This window comes from Hyphomicrobium sp. NDB2Meth4 (assembly GCF_900117445.1).
Lineage (GTDB): Bacteria > Pseudomonadota > Alphaproteobacteria > Rhizobiales > Hyphomicrobiaceae > Hyphomicrobium_A.
Genome location: NZ_FPEJ01000001.1, coordinates 797,207 through 812,248, shown reverse-complemented (window position 1 = coordinate 812,248; position 15,042 = coordinate 797,207). Strand labels below are relative to the sequence as shown.

General features: G+C 63.4%; 22 protein-coding genes. 4 read left to right on the top strand and 18 right to left on the bottom strand.

Features of this window, described 5'->3' with window-relative positions:
* Positions 1-4 precede the first annotated feature (4 nt).
* The 4 genes from pyrF (at position 5) to rplS (ending at position 2,761) form a co-directional block, all read left to right on the top strand.
* Positions 5-718: an orotidine-5'-phosphate decarboxylase gene (gene pyrF / locus NDB2M4_RS03910; protein WP_072370353.1), complete on the top strand. Its 714-nt coding sequence runs from the start codon at positions 5-7 to the stop codon at positions 716-718.
* Between the two features lie 36 nt (positions 719-754).
* Entirely contained in the window at positions 755-1,042 is a 288-nt protein-coding gene (locus NDB2M4_RS03905) for a DUF1330 domain-containing protein (protein WP_072370350.1), read from the top strand.
* A 66-nt stretch (positions 1,043-1,108) separates the two neighbouring features.
* Positions 1,109-1,825, top strand: a complete 717-nt coding sequence (trmD, locus tag NDB2M4_RS03900) for a tRNA (guanosine(37)-N1)-methyltransferase TrmD (RefSeq protein WP_072370347.1) — start codon at positions 1,109-1,111, stop codon at positions 1,823-1,825.
* 282 nt (positions 1,826-2,107) lie between these two features.
* Positions 2,108-2,761 carry a 50S ribosomal protein L19 gene (rplS, locus tag NDB2M4_RS03895; protein WP_072370344.1) on the top strand — a complete coding sequence of 218 codons (654 nt, stop codon included), beginning with the start codon at positions 2,108-2,110 and terminating at the stop codon, positions 2,759-2,761.
* Positions 2,762-2,908: 147 nt separating this feature from the next.
* On the opposite strand, the gene NDB2M4_RS03890 is transcribed toward rplS, so the two are convergent.
* From NDB2M4_RS03890 to nifX, 18 genes are all read right to left on the bottom strand, one after another.
* Positions 2,909-3,205, bottom strand: a complete 297-nt coding sequence (locus NDB2M4_RS03890) for a ferredoxin family protein (RefSeq protein ID WP_072371777.1) — start codon at positions 3,203-3,205, stop codon at positions 2,909-2,911.
* A gap of 58 nt (positions 3,206-3,263) precedes the next feature.
* On the bottom strand, positions 3,264-4,571 hold the full coding sequence (locus tag NDB2M4_RS03885) for an FAD-dependent oxidoreductase (protein ID WP_072370342.1): 1,308 nt from the start codon (positions 4,569-4,571) through the stop codon (positions 3,264-3,266).
* A 10-nt stretch (positions 4,572-4,581) separates the two neighbouring features.
* Positions 4,582-5,688 (bottom strand): electron transfer flavoprotein subunit alpha/FixB family protein, encoded by a 1,107-nt coding sequence (locus tag NDB2M4_RS03880; RefSeq protein ID WP_072370339.1) that lies wholly within the window; start codon positions 5,686-5,688, stop codon positions 4,582-4,584.
* Between the two features lie 18 nt (positions 5,689-5,706).
* The gene (locus tag NDB2M4_RS03875) at positions 5,707-6,552 is read right to left on the bottom strand and encodes an electron transfer flavoprotein subunit beta/FixA family protein (RefSeq protein ID WP_072370336.1); all 846 of its coding nucleotides are present in this window, start codon (positions 6,550-6,552) and stop codon (positions 5,707-5,709) included.
* A 178-nt stretch (positions 6,553-6,730) separates the two neighbouring features.
* Complete coding sequence (nifW, locus tag NDB2M4_RS03870; protein ID WP_072370334.1) at positions 6,731-7,087, bottom strand: nitrogenase stabilizing/protective protein NifW; 357 nt, start codon at positions 7,085-7,087, stop codon at positions 6,731-6,733.
* A gap of 10 nt (positions 7,088-7,097) precedes the next feature.
* Positions 7,098-7,874, bottom strand: a complete 777-nt coding sequence (cysE, locus tag NDB2M4_RS03865; RefSeq protein ID WP_083555728.1) for a serine O-acetyltransferase — start codon at positions 7,872-7,874, stop codon at positions 7,098-7,100.
* Positions 7,859-9,043 (bottom strand): homocitrate synthase, encoded by a 1,185-nt coding sequence (nifV, locus tag NDB2M4_RS03860; protein ID WP_072370331.1) that lies wholly within the window; start codon positions 9,041-9,043, stop codon positions 7,859-7,861. The genes cysE and nifV overlap by 16 nt, the downstream gene beginning before the upstream one ends.
* The gene (gene nifS / locus NDB2M4_RS03855; protein WP_072370326.1) at positions 9,036-10,223 is read right to left on the bottom strand and encodes a cysteine desulfurase NifS; all 1,188 of its coding nucleotides are present in this window, start codon (positions 10,221-10,223) and stop codon (positions 9,036-9,038) included. Before nifS ends, nifV begins: the two co-directional genes overlap by 8 nt.
* Before the next feature lie 29 nt (positions 10,224-10,252).
* Entirely contained in the window at positions 10,253-10,636 is a 384-nt protein-coding gene (locus tag NDB2M4_RS20420; protein WP_072370323.1) for a NifU family protein, read from the bottom strand.
* A 27-nt stretch (positions 10,637-10,663) separates the two neighbouring features.
* A complete protein-coding gene (locus NDB2M4_RS03845; protein WP_072370320.1) occupies positions 10,664-10,984 on the bottom strand; it encodes a HesB/IscA family protein in 321 nt (106 codons plus the stop codon).
* 179 nt (positions 10,985-11,163) lie between these two features.
* A complete protein-coding gene (gene bfr / locus NDB2M4_RS03840) occupies positions 11,164-11,661 on the bottom strand; it encodes a bacterioferritin (protein ID WP_072370317.1) in 498 nt (165 codons plus the stop codon).
* A gap of 109 nt (positions 11,662-11,770) precedes the next feature.
* The gene (locus NDB2M4_RS03835) at positions 11,771-12,109 is read right to left on the bottom strand and encodes a (2Fe-2S)-binding protein (RefSeq protein ID WP_072370314.1); all 339 of its coding nucleotides are present in this window, start codon (positions 12,107-12,109) and stop codon (positions 11,771-11,773) included.
* A gap of 156 nt (positions 12,110-12,265) precedes the next feature.
* The gene (irr, locus tag NDB2M4_RS03830; protein ID WP_072370311.1) at positions 12,266-12,856 is read right to left on the bottom strand and encodes a Fur family transcriptional regulator Irr; all 591 of its coding nucleotides are present in this window, start codon (positions 12,854-12,856) and stop codon (positions 12,266-12,268) included.
* Positions 12,856-13,572: a nitrogen fixation protein NifQ gene (locus NDB2M4_RS03825; protein WP_072370308.1), complete on the bottom strand. Its 717-nt coding sequence runs from the start codon at positions 13,570-13,572 to the stop codon at positions 12,856-12,858. The genes irr and NDB2M4_RS03825 overlap by 1 nt, the downstream gene beginning before the upstream one ends.
* A gap of 9 nt (positions 13,573-13,581) precedes the next feature.
* Complete coding sequence (gene fdxB, locus NDB2M4_RS03820; protein WP_072370306.1) at positions 13,582-13,884, bottom strand: ferredoxin III, nif-specific; 303 nt, start codon at positions 13,882-13,884, stop codon at positions 13,582-13,584.
* Between the two features lie 40 nt (positions 13,885-13,924).
* Entirely contained in the window at positions 13,925-14,131 is a 207-nt protein-coding gene (locus NDB2M4_RS03815; protein ID WP_072370303.1) for a CCE_0567 family metalloprotein, read from the bottom strand.
* Between the two features lie 15 nt (positions 14,132-14,146).
* Positions 14,147-14,617: a NifX-associated nitrogen fixation protein gene (locus NDB2M4_RS03810; RefSeq protein ID WP_072370300.1), complete on the bottom strand. Its 471-nt coding sequence runs from the start codon at positions 14,615-14,617 to the stop codon at positions 14,147-14,149.
* Positions 14,610-15,020 (bottom strand): nitrogen fixation protein NifX, encoded by a 411-nt coding sequence (nifX, locus tag NDB2M4_RS03805; RefSeq protein WP_072370295.1) that lies wholly within the window; start codon positions 15,018-15,020, stop codon positions 14,610-14,612. Before nifX ends, NDB2M4_RS03810 begins: the two co-directional genes overlap by 8 nt.
* Positions 15,021-15,042 lie beyond the last annotated feature (22 nt).

The window sequence follows — 15,042 nt, the reverse complement described above, 5'->3', positions numbered from 1 at the left end:
CACGATGCCTGCACCATCCGCCACCGACCGCCTGATTGTCGCCCTCGACATGCCGACCCTCGAGGAGGCGCAGAGGCTCATCGCCCAGCTCGGCGATTCCGTTCATTTCTACAAGGTTGGGCTGGAGTTGTTGTTTGCCGGCGGGCTCGACCTGGCGCGGGCGCTCAAGGCAGAGCGCAAGAAAGTGTTCCTCGACCTGAAGCTGCTGGACATCGGCAATACGGTCGAACGGGCGGTGGCGAATGCCACCGAGCTCGGGGTCGATTTCCTCACCGTGCACGGCCATGACCTGAAGACCATGCGCGCGGCTGTCGCTGGACGCGGGTCTTCGAAGCTGAAGCTTCTGGCGGTGACCGTGCTGACCAATCTCACCGCCGACGATCTAAAACAGCAGGGCGCATCCGCGAGCCCGGCCGAAATGGTGCTGCGCCGCGCTGAGCTGGCGCGCGAATCTGGGTTCGATGGTGTGATCTCTTCGGGTCAGGAAGCGGGGCACATCCGGGAGACCGTCGGCCCGGGCTTCCTCATCGTCACTCCGGGCATCCGCCTGACGGGAAGCACCACGGACGATCAGCAGCGCATCACGACGCCGGACAACGCGATCAAGGCGGGTGCCGATTACATCGTTGTCGGGCGGCCGATCACGCAGGCCGACGATCCCAAGCTCGCAGCGGAAACTTTCGTCAACCACATCCGCGAAGCGCAGTCGCAGCATTGAAGCGACGCGCGTAACAACGCCGGGAGGAGAACCAAGATGGCCAAAGGTTATGTGATCGCGCATGCGACGGTGACGGACCCCGAGAAGTGGGCGAAGTACGTTGCGAAATCGAAGATCGCGCTCGACAAGTTCGGCGGCGTGCCGATCGTTCGCGGCGGCCGGTGCCGGTTGATGGAAGGCAACGGGACGCAGCGCAACGTGGTGCTCGAGTTCCCAAGCTACGAGGCTGCCGAGGGCTACGCGACGTCGCCGGAGTACGCCGCCGCGAAGGCAGAGCGCGAGGGCGCGGGCACCATCGACATCGTCGTGGTCGAGGGCGTTTGAGCGGTTTACCCCCCTCCCTAGCTCTCCCCCGCAAGGGGGGAGGAAGCATCTTTTGGGAGCACAGCGATGGCGCACTTTCCAGAAAAGGGTGACCGCGCGGCGTGGCGCGTCAGCGTGCTGACGCTCTTCCCGGAGATGTTTCCAGGACCGCTGGGCGTCTCGCTGGTTGGGCAGGCGCTGGAGGCGGGGCTGTGGTCTTTGGCTGCGATCCCACTGCGCGAGTTCGGCGTCGGGCGGCATCGCGCCGTCGACGACACGCCGGCCGGCGGGGGTGCGGGCATGGTGATGCGCGCGGACGTATTGGCCGCGGCCGTCGATCATGTGCGTCAGGGCGAGCCCGACGCGCCGTTGATCTATCTGTCCCCGCGCGGAGAGCCGTTGACCCAAGCGCTGGCTGCCGAGCTGGCGGCGGGGCCGGGGGTAATGCTGCTGGCTGGGCGCTTCGAGGGGGTCGACGAGCGCGTGATCGCCGGGCGCCAGATGCGTGAGGTCTCCATCGGCGACTATGTGCTGTCCGGCGGCGAACTGGCGGCCATGGTGCTGATCGATGCGTGCGTGCGATTGCTGCCGGGTGTGCTCGGCGCGTCGGACTCGCTGGGCGAGGAAAGCTTCGAGGACGGCCTGCTGGAGTATCCGCAGTACACCAAGCCGCGCGAATGGGAGGGCAGGGCCATCCCCGAGGTGTTGCTGTCGGGGGACCATAAGAAGGTCGCGGAGTGGCGGCGCAGCGAGGCCGAGCGGATTACCGCGGAGCGGCGGCCGGATCTGCTCAAGCGGCGCTGAAGACTGCTCTGGCCGCCTCGTAGCGGGCGCCCTGCGAGCGCGCACAAAAGCCTTCGTTGCTTCGGTTAAGAGACGAAAATATAAGGTGCAACCGGCCTGCGACATGGATGCAGCCAGGATTCTGCGCGGGCGGGCCTGAAACGGGCCGTTTGACGCAATCACCGTATCGACAAGCCGCTGGGTTTGGGCTATGACCCGCGGCTAATTCCCCAAGGCTCGCCGTTTAGGGGTGCCGGCCAACGGCCGTGCCCCGGCGGTCTATTTCTACGGTTTAGGTGCCCTATGAACGTTATCCAAGAGCTCGAGCGCGAGCAGATGAGCGCCGTCACGGCCAAGCGCGCTGTGCCCGAATTCGGCCCTGGCGATACCGTCAAGGTTATGGTGAAGGTGATCGAGGGCGAAAACGTCCGCACCCAGGCTTATGAGGGTGTCGTGATCGGCCGCTCCGGCGCCGGCCTCAACGAGAACTTCACCGTTCGCAAGATCTCTTACGGCGAGGGCGTCGAGCGCGTTTTCCCCGTGTACTCACCCTACATCGCCGAGATCGAGGTTCTGCGCCGCGGTAAGGTCCGCCGCGCGAAGCTCTATTACCTGCGTGGCCGTCGCGGCAAGGCTGCTCGTATTCCTGAGCGTTCGGACGCGCGCGCGCGCCGCCTCAACGCTGCCTGGAAGGGCTTCAAGAAGCAGAAGGGCGAGGCCGACGATCTCACGAAGATCAAGGGCATCGACGCCGATCTCGCAGCGCGCCTGCGCCAGCTCAACTGCATCAAGCTGGAGCAGATCGCCAACTTCTCGGACGAAGACATCACGAACGTCGACGAGACGCTGCAGCTCGATGGCCGCATCGAGAAGGACGACTGGGTTGGTCAGGCCCAGGCGCTGATCGCCGAGGCTGCCGCAGCCGAGGTTCCGGCCGAGGAAGAGGCGAAGGCCTGATCAGGCTTCGCTCACCTAGCTGGTGAAATTCAAAACGGCGCGCTTCATCGGCGCGCCGTTTTTGTTTTGGGACTGCGATCATTCTATCGGCCGCGCGCCATTGCGCGCGCGGGCGTTCAGCGCTCGAGCTGAACCCGCCCAATCGGACTAGCCGAACTTGTAGAGCACGCCGTAGCCGCCGCGCGGATAGCTCCACTCGATGTCGCCAGACGGCTCGGCGATGAGGCGGCAGGTGCCGCACTCGACGCAACCGTCAGCGGCGATCTCGACCTGGCCGGCGCCGTTGAGCGCGTAGCAGCCAGCTGGGCATGCCGTGAGGAGCGCGCGCAGCTCCGGCGTCGGGCTGGCGTGCGGGCGCACCTTGATGTGCACGCGCCCGGTGTCGACGAGATATCGGTTCTGGTAGAGCTTGTCCTCGACGCGGACTGTAAGCGGGGCCGTCATATCAACCTCCAATGCCGTTCGCCGACTGAAGTGCGGATGGGTGAATGCTGCGCATGTCTCACCGCCAAGCCCGGGCCAGGCGGAAGCCGTCGGCGAAGAGGCCGAACCAGGAGCGAGCGTTGACGAAGGAGCGGATCGTCTTCTTCTCTTTCTCCACCTTCGGCGTGCCATCGACGCGCACGAAGCTCTGCATCGCCTTGTTGACGAGCTGCGGGTAGGTGAGGAAGAAATTCTGCGATTGCGTGTGAAGCAACGCTGGCATGTCTTTGTATTTCTTCAAATCTTTTATGACGAACGACTTATCCAGCATCTCCTTGTAGAGCGCCAGATTCTGCTCGGTCATCTCCTCGCGGCGCGAGCGCAACTGGAAGATGGCCTCGCCAGCGATGCGGCCCGACGTCATCGCGAGGTTAGAGCCTTCGCGGTGGATGGCGTTGTTGAGCTGGGCTGCGTCGCCGACGACGACCCAGCCATCGCCATAGAGCTGCGGGATGGCCTTGAAGCCCCCTTCAGGGATGAGGTGGGCCGAGTATTCCTTCACCTCGGAGCCTTCGATGAGCGGGGCAACAGAGGGGTGGCGCTTGAATGCGTCGAGAAGGCCGTAGGGTGTTTCGCCGGTGCGCTGGAAGTCCGAGACGAGGCAGCCCATGCCAATCGAGACGCATTCCTTGTTGGAATAGATGAAGCCCATGCCAGTCATGCCGCGGGAGATGGTGCCGGCGGCCTCGATGACCATGCCTTCGTCACCCTTGAGGTTGAACCGCGACTCGATGGTCTCGCGCGGCATGAAGTGCATTTCCTTCACGGCGAGCGCAGTGTTCTCGGGCTTGGGGATCTCACGCAGGCCGGCGCGCGTGCCGAGCAGGCCGGTGACGCCCTCGGCGATGACGACAACGTCAGCGCGGATGAGGCCGCCGGAGCGGTCGGTGCGGACGCCAATCACCTTGCCGAAGGAGTCCTTTACGAGTTCGACGACTGTGGTCTCGCAGAGGACGACGGCGCCGGCTTCCTGCACCTTCTTGGAGAACCACTTGTCGAACTGCGCGCGAATGATCGTGTAGCGGTTTGGGCTCTGCTCGTTGAAGTCCTCGGAGCGATAGTGCAAGCCGACGTGCGAGCGGTCGTCCATCATCCAGAAACGCTGCTCGACGAGATGGCGCTCCAGAGGAGCATCGTCGCGAAAGTCCGGGATGAGCTTCTCCAGCATGTCGGCATAGAGAATGGCGCCCTGCACGTTCTTGGAGCCCGAGTATTCGCCACGCTCCAGCTGCAGAACCTTCATGCCACGCTGCGCCATGGTGAGCGCGGCGGCGTTGCCTGCCATACCGGCTCCGACAACGATGGCATCGAATTTTTCCTCGATCATCGGTGCTCTCCTAGCTCGCAATACGTTCGCTGGTGCTGGCGGACAGGCGCTTGCGGAACGCTTCCGTGAGCGCGGGCAACAACCGCACGGCGTCGGTGACGAGACCGACGTGGGCGAAGTCGAAAATCGGCGCGTTCTTGTCGGTGTTGATCGCAACGATCAGGTCGGCGCCTTCCACGCCGACGCGATGCTGGATGGCACCGGAGATGCCGGCGGCAATGTAAAGGCGCGGGCGAATGGTCTTGCCGGTCTGGCCGATCTGGCGCTCCGCCGGCAGCCAGCCTTTCTGAACGACGGGGCGTGAGCAGCCGTATTCGGCACCGAGCACGGAGGCGAGCTGGCGCACGAGCTGGAAATTCTCGGGCGAACCTAGGCCCAGGCCACCGGCGACGACGACGTCCGCGTAGGCAAGGCTTGACTTGTCCGACTCGCGGTCGGCGATGAACGAGAGCACCTTGGTGACGACATCGTCCTCGACCATGGTGAACGTGTGCTCGATGAGGCGGCCGAGCGGACGCTCGACGCGGTCTGGCATGGACATCACGCGCGGACGGACGGTGGCCATCTGCGGCCGATAGTTAAGCGTGTAGATGGTGCAGAGAAGCGAGCCGCCGAAGGTTGGGCGGGTGGCTGCGAGCGATCCATCAGTGTCGACGTCGAGCGCGGTACTGTCGGCAGTGAGGCCGGTGAGCAGCGTCGTCGCCACAGCGCCGGCGAGATCACGGCCGAGGGTCGTGGCGCCGAGCAGCAGGATTTCGGGCTTATAGGTGTTGACCAGCTCCGTCATTGCGCGAGCGTAGGGCTCGTTGCGATAGTCGGTGAGGACATCGCTCTCGACGATATAGGCAAGGTCGGCGCCATAGCAGCTCGCCTCGGCAGCGGCTTCCTTTACTCCGCCACCTGGGGCGCCGAGGACGACGGCCGCGAGATCAACGCCGAGCTTGTTCGCCAGGTCGCGGCCAGCGCCAAGCAGTTCCCAGGAGACAGGATGCACGACGCCGCGCTCCTGCTCGATAAAGACCCAGACGTGCTTATAGTCTTTGAAGTGCTCGGGCAGCTCTTTCTTGGTGCCGGCACGGCCACCGGCGGCTGCGGGTTTCTTTGGTGCCTCGGCCATCGCGATCCCTCTGCGGTTCTAGTATCCGCGTGCGAGCGTCATCAGTTTCGATTCCAGCTCGGGCTGCTGTTTGAATATTTCGGCGATCAGTGCTTCTGCCGGCGTCGCATCACCCGGCTCGACCATGGTCGCCTTGGTGGCGCGCGGGCTTGGTGCAAACACCTTCTTGACGATGGTGGGCGAGCCGCGCAGACCGCACTTTGCGGTGTCCTCGATGCCGGCGTCTGCGGCGCTCCATTTGACGATCTCGGCGCGGGAGGCCCGGAGGGCATCGTTCATTGAGCCGCGGCGGATTTCGTTGGTGCCCTCCAGCATGGTGATGAGGCACGGCATCTTCGTTGCCAGCTCCTGCACACCGCCTTCAGCGCGGCGCTCCACCTTGATGGTGCGCGCTTCGCCATCGACGTCGGCGATGCGCGATACGTAGGTAAGCTGCGTAAGGCCGAGGCGCTTAGCTATGCCGGGACCGACCTGCGCCGTGTCGCCGTCGATGGTCTGCTTGCCGGTGAAGACGATATCCACAGGGCCGAACGTATCGCCGATCTTCCTGATCGCCGCTGCCAGCGCGAAGGTGGTGGCGAGAGTATCGGAGCCGGCGAAGAAGCGATCAGTGAGCAGCACCGCGCGGTCGGCGCCGAAGGTGAGCGCCTTGCGCAGCGTGTCCTCGGCCATCGGCGGGCCCATGGTGAGGATCGTCACCTGCCCGCCGAGCTTGTCGCGCAGGCGCAGCGCCTCCTCTATGGCGAAGAGGTCATAGGGGTTGATGATCGTCGGCACACCCTGACGCATGATGGTGTTGGTCACCGGGTGCACGCGGATCTGGGCGGAGTCTGGAACCTGCTTGATGCAGACGACGATGTGCATAGCGCGCCATGTCCTCGAAACGTTTCTCTAGTATGAGCAAGCGCCGTACCAACCGGCGGGACTGCTAATTTTTTCTGCGATTACGGCCACTTGTGCGGGTCGCGTTGCCGGAAACGTGTGCAGTGGAGAACGAACATGCGTGTCGGAAACACGACAGTGATCGCGCTCCTTCCGCGACCTATTTGAATAGCGAGTCGAGAGGAACGAACGCGGCTTGTGGCTTTACCTCAGGCTTAGGCTGCACGGCTTCGCGCAGCACCTTGAAGACGCGCTGGTCGATCGGCGTGGACGTGACGAAGTCATCGTAAGCGCGTTCGAGATTGGTGCGGCAGCGATCAGAGATTTCCTCGGACGACAGGCCGGTGAAGTCTTCTTTGGCGAGGTACTGGCCCATACGCTTCAGGATATGCAGACGAGCGACGCGAACGACCTTTTCGTCGTAGGGCAGCCCCAGGATGTTGAAGAAGTCCTCGGCGGAGGATGCTGCATTCAGCCTGGCGAGGATGTCGCTGTCTGTCGTGGCTATCGCCGTCATGGTTCAACTCCTAGCAATTGGGCTGGTGGAAGGGTGCATCGTCGCGCTTGGGCGCTGCACTGTTGCTGTCACGCAGGCGCTTCTGCATGTGCGCGAGACGTGTCTCGAGGAAGTCGATGCGGTCAAGCAGGCTCGCGAGGGCCTCGCCGACGGGATCGGGAATGCGATGGTGATCTAGGTCGATGCGTCCAGCGATGCGGCCGCCCGCGCGCTCGGGGCGGACGATGCGTGCAGGGATGCCGACGAGCGTGACACCCGGGGGAGCATTCTTGACGACGACCGAGTTGGCACCGATGCGCACGCCGCTACCGATGGTGATGGGGCCTAAGATCTTGGCACCGGCGCCGATGACCACGCCATCCTCCAGCGTCGGATGACGCTTCCCGGCGGACCAGGTCGTGCCGCCGAGCGTGACGCCGTGATAGAGCGTCACATCGTTGCCGATGACCGCCGTCTCACCGATGACGACACCTGATCCATGATCGATGAAGAAGCGGCGGCCGATGGTTGCGCCGGGATGGATATCGACGTTGGTGAATAGTCGGCCGAACCAGGCGGTGAGCCGTCCAGCGAACCGCCAGTTGCTGCGCCACAGGCGATTGGCGAGCCGGTGCCAGATGATGGCGTGTACGCCTGGATATGTGAGCAGTGTCTCCAGGTTGCCGCGGGCCGCCGGATCGCGAGATCGGACGCAGCGGACATCCTCAGCGAGCAGCTTAAAGAGGCCGGGCCCCAATTCAGTTTCGCCAGCGACATTGGCCTGCGTGAGATTCACGACTTCGCCCAAGTGCCCCTCCCATTGATGGTGGTCGCCGAAGCGAAGCGCACCTCGCGCCAGATCTGTGTGAGTTCCGCTTCGCCGACCGCCGCCTTGGTCGACGTTGCGAGCGCCCGAACACGCGCGAGGATGGCGGTCATCTCATGTGTATCGGCGTCGAGGTGCATCTCACCAAGGCGCGCGGAGATGGCGGCAAGGCCGGAATGCTTGCCGATGACGATCTGATGCGCGCGGCCGAGGAGAGCGGGATCAAGCGACTGGTACGTACGCCGATCCTTCAGAAGGCCATCGACGTGGATACCGGATTCATGGGTGAAGATGTGATCGCCGACGATGGCCTTGCCGGGCGGAACAGGACGCGCGGCAGCGGCCGCCACAGTCCGCGCAACATGATCGAGGCTCGTCGGGACGATGCCCGTCTGGCGGCCGTAGAGTTGCATCAGCGCGATTGCCACTTCTTCGAGCGGCGCGTTGCCAGCGCGCTCGCCAAGGCCGATGACCGTCACCGAGGCGTGTGTCGCGCCAGCGCGGATAGCCGCGAGCGTGTTGGCGGTGGCGAGGCCGAGATCATCGTGGGCGTGGATCTCGATTTCGAGGTCGGTCGCCCCGCGAAGGCGCTCGACCAGCGAATAGGTGGCAAATGGATCGAGCACGCTTAGCGTGTCGGCGATGCGGAAGCGGCGTGCGCCTGCCGCCCTCGCTGCAGCGGCTACATCGATGAGAAAATCAACGTCGGCTCGCGATGAATCTTCGCCGCCGACGGCGACGTCGAGCCCATTGGCGCGGGCATAGCCGACAACGCGATCGATCTGCTCAAGGACGGCGTCACGGCCGCCGCGCAGCTTGGCTGCGATCTGGACGTCCGAGACCGGAACGGAGAGGTTGACCATGGGCACGTCAGTTCGCAGCGCGGCGTCGACGTCGTCTGTGCGCATGCGGCACCACGCGATGGGGCGCAGCGGAAGCCCGGCATCGACGATGGCCTTGATGGCGGCGATTTCTTCCAGGCCCATCGCCGGAGTGCCGACCTCGGCCTCCGTGACGCCCGCCTCGGCGAGCGCGGCGGCGATGGCGACCTTCTCACGCATGGAGAAGGCGACGCCGGGTGCCTGCTCGCCATCGCGCAGCGTCGTATCGTTGAGGATGACTGGCGTGGCAGGGGCGGCCTGATCAAGCATGGGCGTCTCCCATGGCCGACACGCTCTCTGGCGGGAGCGCCATGTCACGGAGCTTGGCAATAACGCCGGGGATGATGTCGAGGGTGCGATCTATCTCCTCGGCTGTGGTGTCGCGCGAGAGGGAGAAGCGCACACCGCCGTGCAGCGCGGTTTCTGGCACCTGCATCGCGCGCAGCACATGGGATGGCTCAAACGAACCTGCCGCGCACGCCGATCCAAGCGACGCCGCGATGCCGGCGCGGTCTAGCAACAGGACCACGTCCTCGCCGCCGACACCCGTGAAGGCGACGTTGAGGGTGTTGGGGACGCGCTCCGATTCGCCGCCGACGATGAGGCAGCCTGGAATGGCTGCGGCAAGGCTCTCCTGGAAGCGATCGCGCAGTACGCGCACACTGGTCGCCTCATATTCGAGGTGCTGGATGGCGAGCTCGGCGGCCTTACCGAGAGCGACGATGCCGGGGACGTTTTCGGTGCCACCGCGGCGACCGCGCTCCTGTCGACCACCGACTATCTGCGGGGCAATCCGCACCCCTCGGCGCACATACAGCGCTCCGATGCCCTTGGGCGCGTGCAGCTTGTGACCCGAGATCGACAGCATATCGATGGACGTCGACTTCACGTTGAGAGGGATTTTACCCGCGGCCTGCACGGCGTCGGTGTGGAACAGGGCGCCCGCCGCCTTCGCCTTGGCCGCCAACTCGGCCACCGGAAACACAACGCCGGTCTCGTTGTTGGCCCACATCATGGAAACGACGGCGACACGATCGGACAGCGCCGCCTGATAAGCGGCCATGTCGAGTTGGCCACGTTTGTCGACAGGGATGACGTGCAGGCGAACGCCGCTGCTCGACAGGGCGTTGCAGAGCGTCAGCACCGCGGGGTGCTCGACTGCGCTGGTGATGATTTCGGTCTTCCCCGGCGACACCTCGAGCGCCGAACGGATGGCGGCGTTGGCGCCCTCGGTGCCGCCGGAGTTAAACACGATCTCGTCGTCGTGTGCTGCCCCGACGAGTTCGCGCACCTGCCCTCGGGCGAGCCGAACTGCCGCGAGCGGGGTCGCGGCGAACGCGTGCATCGAGGACGGATTGCCGAAATGCTCCTTCAAGAGAGGGAGCATCGCGTCGATCACGCGCGGATCAACGCGCGTCGTCGCGTTGTTGTCGAGATAGATCGCCGCCATGATCCGCCTCGTAAGGTACGCTCGTCAGCTCAACCGACCGGAACAACCCGCAGCGGAACACGAAGCATCGCAACCAGACGCTCCTGGACGCCGGCGATCGTAACGGATGCCATGTGGCAACCAACGCAAGCGCCCGTGAGCTTGACGTAGATGGTGTTGCCCTCGACATCGACCAGCTCGCAGTCACCGCCATCACGCTTGAGGAAGGGGCGGATATCTTCGATGGCCTTCTCGATGAGGGCGATCTTCTCCAGCGAGTCGCCATCCATGACGCGTGGCTCGGCCGGACGGGCCGGCGCCTGGGGCCGAAGCGCCTGAGGAGGGCGTGCCTGCGGCGCTGGACGCGTGAAGCGTGCAGGCACAGTCGGCTCGCGCTTTGTTACGGCTTCAGAAGTTGCAGAAACGTCGTCCACGCATGTTCTCCTTCGCTAAGTCCGAGATCAGCCGAACGACTTGCCGCACGAGCACTTCGATGCGGCATTCGGGTTGTCGAAGGTAAAGCCGGAGCCTTCGAGGCTCTCGACGAAGCCAAGGCGCATGCCTGCCAGGAGGGGAGCGGAGTCGGGATCGATGAAGACCTTCACGCCGCTCGCCTCGATGACGGAGTCATCGGAGCGGGGCTCAGCGTCGAGGCCGATGAGGTACTTGTAGCCAGCACAGCCACCGTTCTGGACCGTGATGCGCAGGCCGGCTTCTACATTGCCGGTGCGCTGCATGGCGGCCTTGATGGCGGTGGCGGCTTCGGTGGTGACATCGATCATGGGTGGACACTCCCTCGAATGGGTTCGCTATGAAGTGCATCGCAACGAGCGTGCCACCACGGTCATCCACCCCATGTCATTGTTATTATTGCGTTATCTCGGCGCTTTCTGCTTGTTAGGATCGCAACAATTGGCGTCGATAGCCGACTCTTTGTCAGCTTTGCTGCAAAGCGACAGCGCTAGTCGGCCTTGCCCTCGACTTCGTTGGCGGGGGCGGCCTGCAACTGGCCGTAGTTCTGGACGCCGATCTTGTTCAGGAGGTCGAGCTGGGTCTCGAGGAAGTCGATGTGGCCTTCCTCGTCCTCAAGGAGTTCCTCGAACAGCTCCATGGAGACGTAGTCCTTGTGCTGACGGCACAGCTCGCGCGATTTCGAGTAGAACTCCTGCGCGACGTACTCGCCCTTAAGGTCGCACTCCAGCACTTCCTTCAGGGTTTCGCCGATCATCAGAGGGGCGATCTCCTGCATCTTGGGGAAGCCTTCGAGGAAGATGATACGGGTAATCAGCTTGTCGGCGTGCTGCATCTCCTCGATCGATTCCTCGCGCTCCTTCTTGGCGAGCTTGGTGAAACCCCAGTCATCGAGGCGGCGGTAGTGCAGCCAGTACTGGTTGACGGCGCCGAGCTCGAGCTTCAGAGCCTCGTTCAGTGCGTCGATGACGGCTTTGTTTCCCTTCATGGATCGTCCCCTTCAAATGATATCTGCCGGGCCCTTTCGGCCGCCCGGATCGGTCTGCGGCCAGAATTGCGGCCTGCTACGTGGATGGCGTGTTTGAATAATCTGTGCGCTAGGCGATCTCGCGCATAGCTCGGGAGCCGCTGTCGCACGCTGCGGCCGCGCGTTCCTTGCCACGCAGGCGATCGCGCCAGGCGTTGAACTCGAGCAGCTTGCTGCGGGCGGTAGCGCTGACGGTCGCCGCGATGAGACCGCGGCGCTCCAACTCGCCTACCTTGTCGTAGATCGTCTCGACGGCAACGGGCGCGCAACCGCAGCAGTTCATGCGTTTGCTCAGATGCCGGAAGACGATGCCGGGTGTCGGGATGGGGGCGTCAGGACGGTTCAGCACGTCAATGAGCGCTGCTTCGATATCCTGGTCGGTAATGATCATGCAGGAACAGACGATCATTGCGTGCTCGCCCTTGTGGCTTGCTCTCCGGCTTCAATTCACCGGCCCCATCTTTAGTTCTTAGCAACCAGCGTGCCAGGACGGTCGTGGTTCCTATTGGCGCGTATTTTCAGTGTTTTTTCGTTGCCTCATGTGCGCAAGACAACAAGCTTCAACCTACACTTCAGAAGCGTTTGTCGGCTTTGCTGCAATCTCAACCGCGGCATCTTCCGTAGGGATCCGGCGCAGACGGACGACAACGTCGACGCGGGCGACCTCGAAACCTTCGGGTGGTGTCGGGGCGCGCTCGAGAATGACATCTTCCGTCTCCGGAATGTCGAAAACGTGCTCCTCGCCTTCGACAAGGAAGTGGTGGTGGGCGCTCGGATTGGTATCGAAGAAGGACTTAGGTCCGGCGACGCCGATCTCGCGCAGGAGCCCGACTTCGGTGAACTGGTTCAGCGTATTGTAGACGGTGGCTAGGGATACCGGCAGCTTGGCGCCGACAGCCTCCTCGTAGATCATGTCGGCGGTGACGTGGCGGTTGCCCTTGGCAAAGAGGATCCAGCCGAGCAGAAGGCGCTGGCGCGTCGGGCGCAGGCCAACCTTGCGCAAAAGCTTCTTGCACGACGACCAGGGGCAGCCATCGGCGCTGTCGTCTGAGGATGAAGCATCGCGCCAATCGATCGCCGATTCCGGCACGGCGAGGAATACGTCGTTCGATTGGCTCATGGTCTCTAACACCTCGGTCGCAGAAACGTCTTTCATCACACCATCACCTTCGGAGAGGGATTCGCCTCCAGCGCGGCGTCACGCTTCCGGCGCGCAAGACGGCTCTCACCGTCCTCGACACCGAAACAATTGTCGAAATCGCTGCAGTCGGTGCACACCGGCGTGGTGCACATAACGAAGCCCTCGTCCTCGCAGAGCATGCGATAGAAAAAGCGCTTCCAGCGCATACCGCGGGTATTGCGCTCGGCAAGCGGCGCGAAATGGCGCTTGAGCATGCGCGACAGCTCATCGCGGTTGCGCAGGCCGAGATCCTCCCACAGGTGGCTCGCCTCCATGGAGCGGCGCGCGATCATGCAGGCTAGCAGCCTGCCGATCTCGCTGCCGGGCCGGCAGTTGGCGAGGAGGAGATCGCGCACCATGGCGAGCTCATCGTCCTCGCTGGCGGCGTCCGCGCGATCCGACCAGTCAAAGTCAGTGTGAGGAAACCACCGGTCGATGAGGTCTGAAAGATCGGATTGCTTCAGCCCGATGCGTTCGCAGAGGGGGCCGTGCTCCAGCGTTGCCACAGCGATGATGCAGGCGAGAACGTGGGCATCGAACTCCCAATCGGTTTCGACGCGGGCGTCGGCCGGGTCGCAACCGGTCAACGCCCGGTATGCGGCCGGTCCACGCTTGGCGGCAACACGCATCGTAGCGGTCGGCGTTGTCCGTTGCCGCTTCTCGCTCGATGATGCATGTGCCGCCGCGGTCATTCCGTCCCCTTATGCTGCGATGCTGCTAGCCGGAGCGTGCGTCTGGCAATTCTTCGGGCAGACGCGCGCGCAAGCGGTGCAGCCAATGCAGTTGCCCGGATTGTCGATCACCATGATCTTGCGCTCGAACTCGTCGTCATCATCGTCATCGCCGGAGAGGGCGACGACTTCACCCTCTTCGTTGATGCCGCACAGATGCATGACGTCGCGGCCGCAGACCTTGAAGCACCGGCCGCATCCGATGCAGGTCGTGGCGTTGATCTCAACGAGGTACTCCGGCTCCCACGGCTTACCATCGCGTCTGGTGAACATCGTCCGTGCCCCTTCCACATTCCGTCAATTCGCGCCGCACTCAGGCGGCGCTGGCCTCAGCCTGTTTCAGTGCTGCACGAGCCTCCTCCAGCGCCTTGTAGGAGTCGTACGTCTCCTGAGCGACTGAGAGGATGCTGGTCCAGTTGATGGGCAGTTCCTCGGAGAGGTCGTGCAGGTTCATTTTCATGTTGGTGGCCTTGGCGGACAGCTTCTTGATGTCGGCCTTCAGCGCGTCGATATCAGCCACGGTCGTGCCTCTTCTTTAGTAGTTCGCGACTTCGGGATACTTGGTGATCATCTCGACAGCGGCGGTGACGAGCTTCTCGCCTTCCTCGGCCATCTTCTCGTAGGTCGGGAAGCCGAAGCGGTGCACGTCGCGCAGGTGCTTGTTGACGACGACGAGACGTCCGGCGGTGAGCACCATGCGGCCGAAGCCTTCGTGGTGCATCTTCATGATCGGCGAGACCATGATGCCAGTTGCGCGCTCAATCGAGAGCCCGACGGCGTTGTAGAAGAGCTCCAGGCGCCACAGCGTCTCGGGATCGGGATCCCCGATGAGGGGGATCTCTTTGCGCTTTTCTTTGTCGAGGATGTATGGCTCGAGCAGGTCGAGGTCAGTCTTTCCCTCCCAGGCGCCGTGCAAATCCTGCGCGCGCCACTGCTTGACCAGCTCCTTGATAAATACCGATTCCGTTTTCGGCTCGGCGACCACTGCTGCTGCAGCCTCAGGCATGTTCCACCTCGTCCTCAAAATCGAAGCTGCGCTCCTGCCCCTTCATCATGGCTTTGCGCAGCCAGGGAGGAGGCGTTCCCTTCAACACGGCTTGCAGCTTGCCGAGGATCTCGACGATGTCCTCGGGCTGGCTAACCTTGATGGGATGAATGTTCTTGGCGACGACGCGGGCTGCGCCCGATCCGCCGATAGCCGCGACATAGAGAATGGCGCAGTCGGCGATGGCATCCAGCTTCGGAAGAAGCTTGTCCTCGTTGCCGTCTTCCTGGAGATCGCCATCGAACTGGATCGCTTCGATGAACTGATGGCCCTCGGGCGACACCTCATAGATGGCGATATTCTTCGCCCAGCCGAAGTGCGCATCGACGCGCTTCAGGTCTTGAGTAGCGAACGCTATTTTCATGTTACCTCCATTGTCGCCATCG

Coding starts and splice junctions, on each gene's coding strand:
- pyrF (WP_072370353.1), top strand. CDS start 5: ATGCCTGCACCATCCGCCACCGACCGCCTGATTGTCGCCCTCGACATG.
- NDB2M4_RS03905 (WP_072370350.1), top strand. CDS start 755: ATGGCCAAAGGTTATGTGATCGCGCATGCGACGGTGACGGACCCCGAG.
- trmD (WP_072370347.1), top strand. CDS start 1,109: ATGGCGCACTTTCCAGAAAAGGGTGACCGCGCGGCGTGGCGCGTCAGC.
- rplS (WP_072370344.1), top strand. CDS start 2,108: ATGAACGTTATCCAAGAGCTCGAGCGCGAGCAGATGAGCGCCGTCACG.
- NDB2M4_RS03890 (WP_072371777.1), bottom strand. CDS start 3,205: ATGACGGCCCCGCTTACAGTCCGCGTCGAGGACAAGCTCTACCAGAAC.
- NDB2M4_RS03885 (WP_072370342.1), bottom strand. CDS start 4,571: ATGATCGAGGAAAAATTCGATGCCATCGTTGTCGGAGCCGGTATGGCA.
- NDB2M4_RS03880 (WP_072370339.1), bottom strand. CDS start 5,688: ATGGCCGAGGCACCAAAGAAACCCGCAGCCGCCGGTGGCCGTGCCGGC.
- NDB2M4_RS03875 (WP_072370336.1), bottom strand. CDS start 6,552: ATGCACATCGTCGTCTGCATCAAGCAGGTTCCAGACTCCGCCCAGATC.
- nifW (WP_072370334.1), bottom strand. CDS start 7,087: ATGACGGCGATAGCCACGACAGACAGCGACATCCTCGCCAGGCTGAAT.
- nifV (WP_072370331.1), bottom strand. CDS start 9,043: ATGCTTGATCAGGCCGCCCCTGCCACGCCAGTCATCCTCAACGATACG.
- nifS (WP_072370326.1), bottom strand. CDS start 10,223: ATGGCGGCGATCTATCTCGACAACAACGCGACGACGCGCGTTGATCCG.
- NDB2M4_RS03845 (WP_072370320.1), bottom strand. CDS start 10,984: ATGATCGATGTCACCACCGAAGCCGCCACCGCCATCAAGGCCGCCATG.
- bfr (WP_072370317.1), bottom strand. CDS start 11,661: ATGAAGGGAAACAAAGCCGTCATCGACGCACTGAACGAGGCTCTGAAG.
- NDB2M4_RS03835 (WP_072370314.1), bottom strand. CDS start 12,109: ATGATCGTCTGTTCCTGCATGATCATTACCGACCAGGATATCGAAGCA.
- irr (WP_072370311.1), bottom strand. CDS start 12,856: ATGAAAGACGTTTCTGCGACCGAGGTGTTAGAGACCATGAGCCAATCG.
- NDB2M4_RS03825 (WP_072370308.1), bottom strand. CDS start 13,572: ATGACCGCGGCGGCACATGCATCATCGAGCGAGAAGCGGCAACGGACA.
- fdxB (WP_072370306.1), bottom strand. CDS start 13,884: ATGTTCACCAGACGCGATGGTAAGCCGTGGGAGCCGGAGTACCTCGTT.
- NDB2M4_RS03810 (WP_072370300.1), bottom strand. CDS start 14,617: ATGCCTGAGGCTGCAGCAGCAGTGGTCGCCGAGCCGAAAACGGAATCG.
- nifX (WP_072370295.1), bottom strand. CDS start 15,020: ATGAAAATAGCGTTCGCTACTCAAGACCTGAAGCGCGTCGATGCGCAC.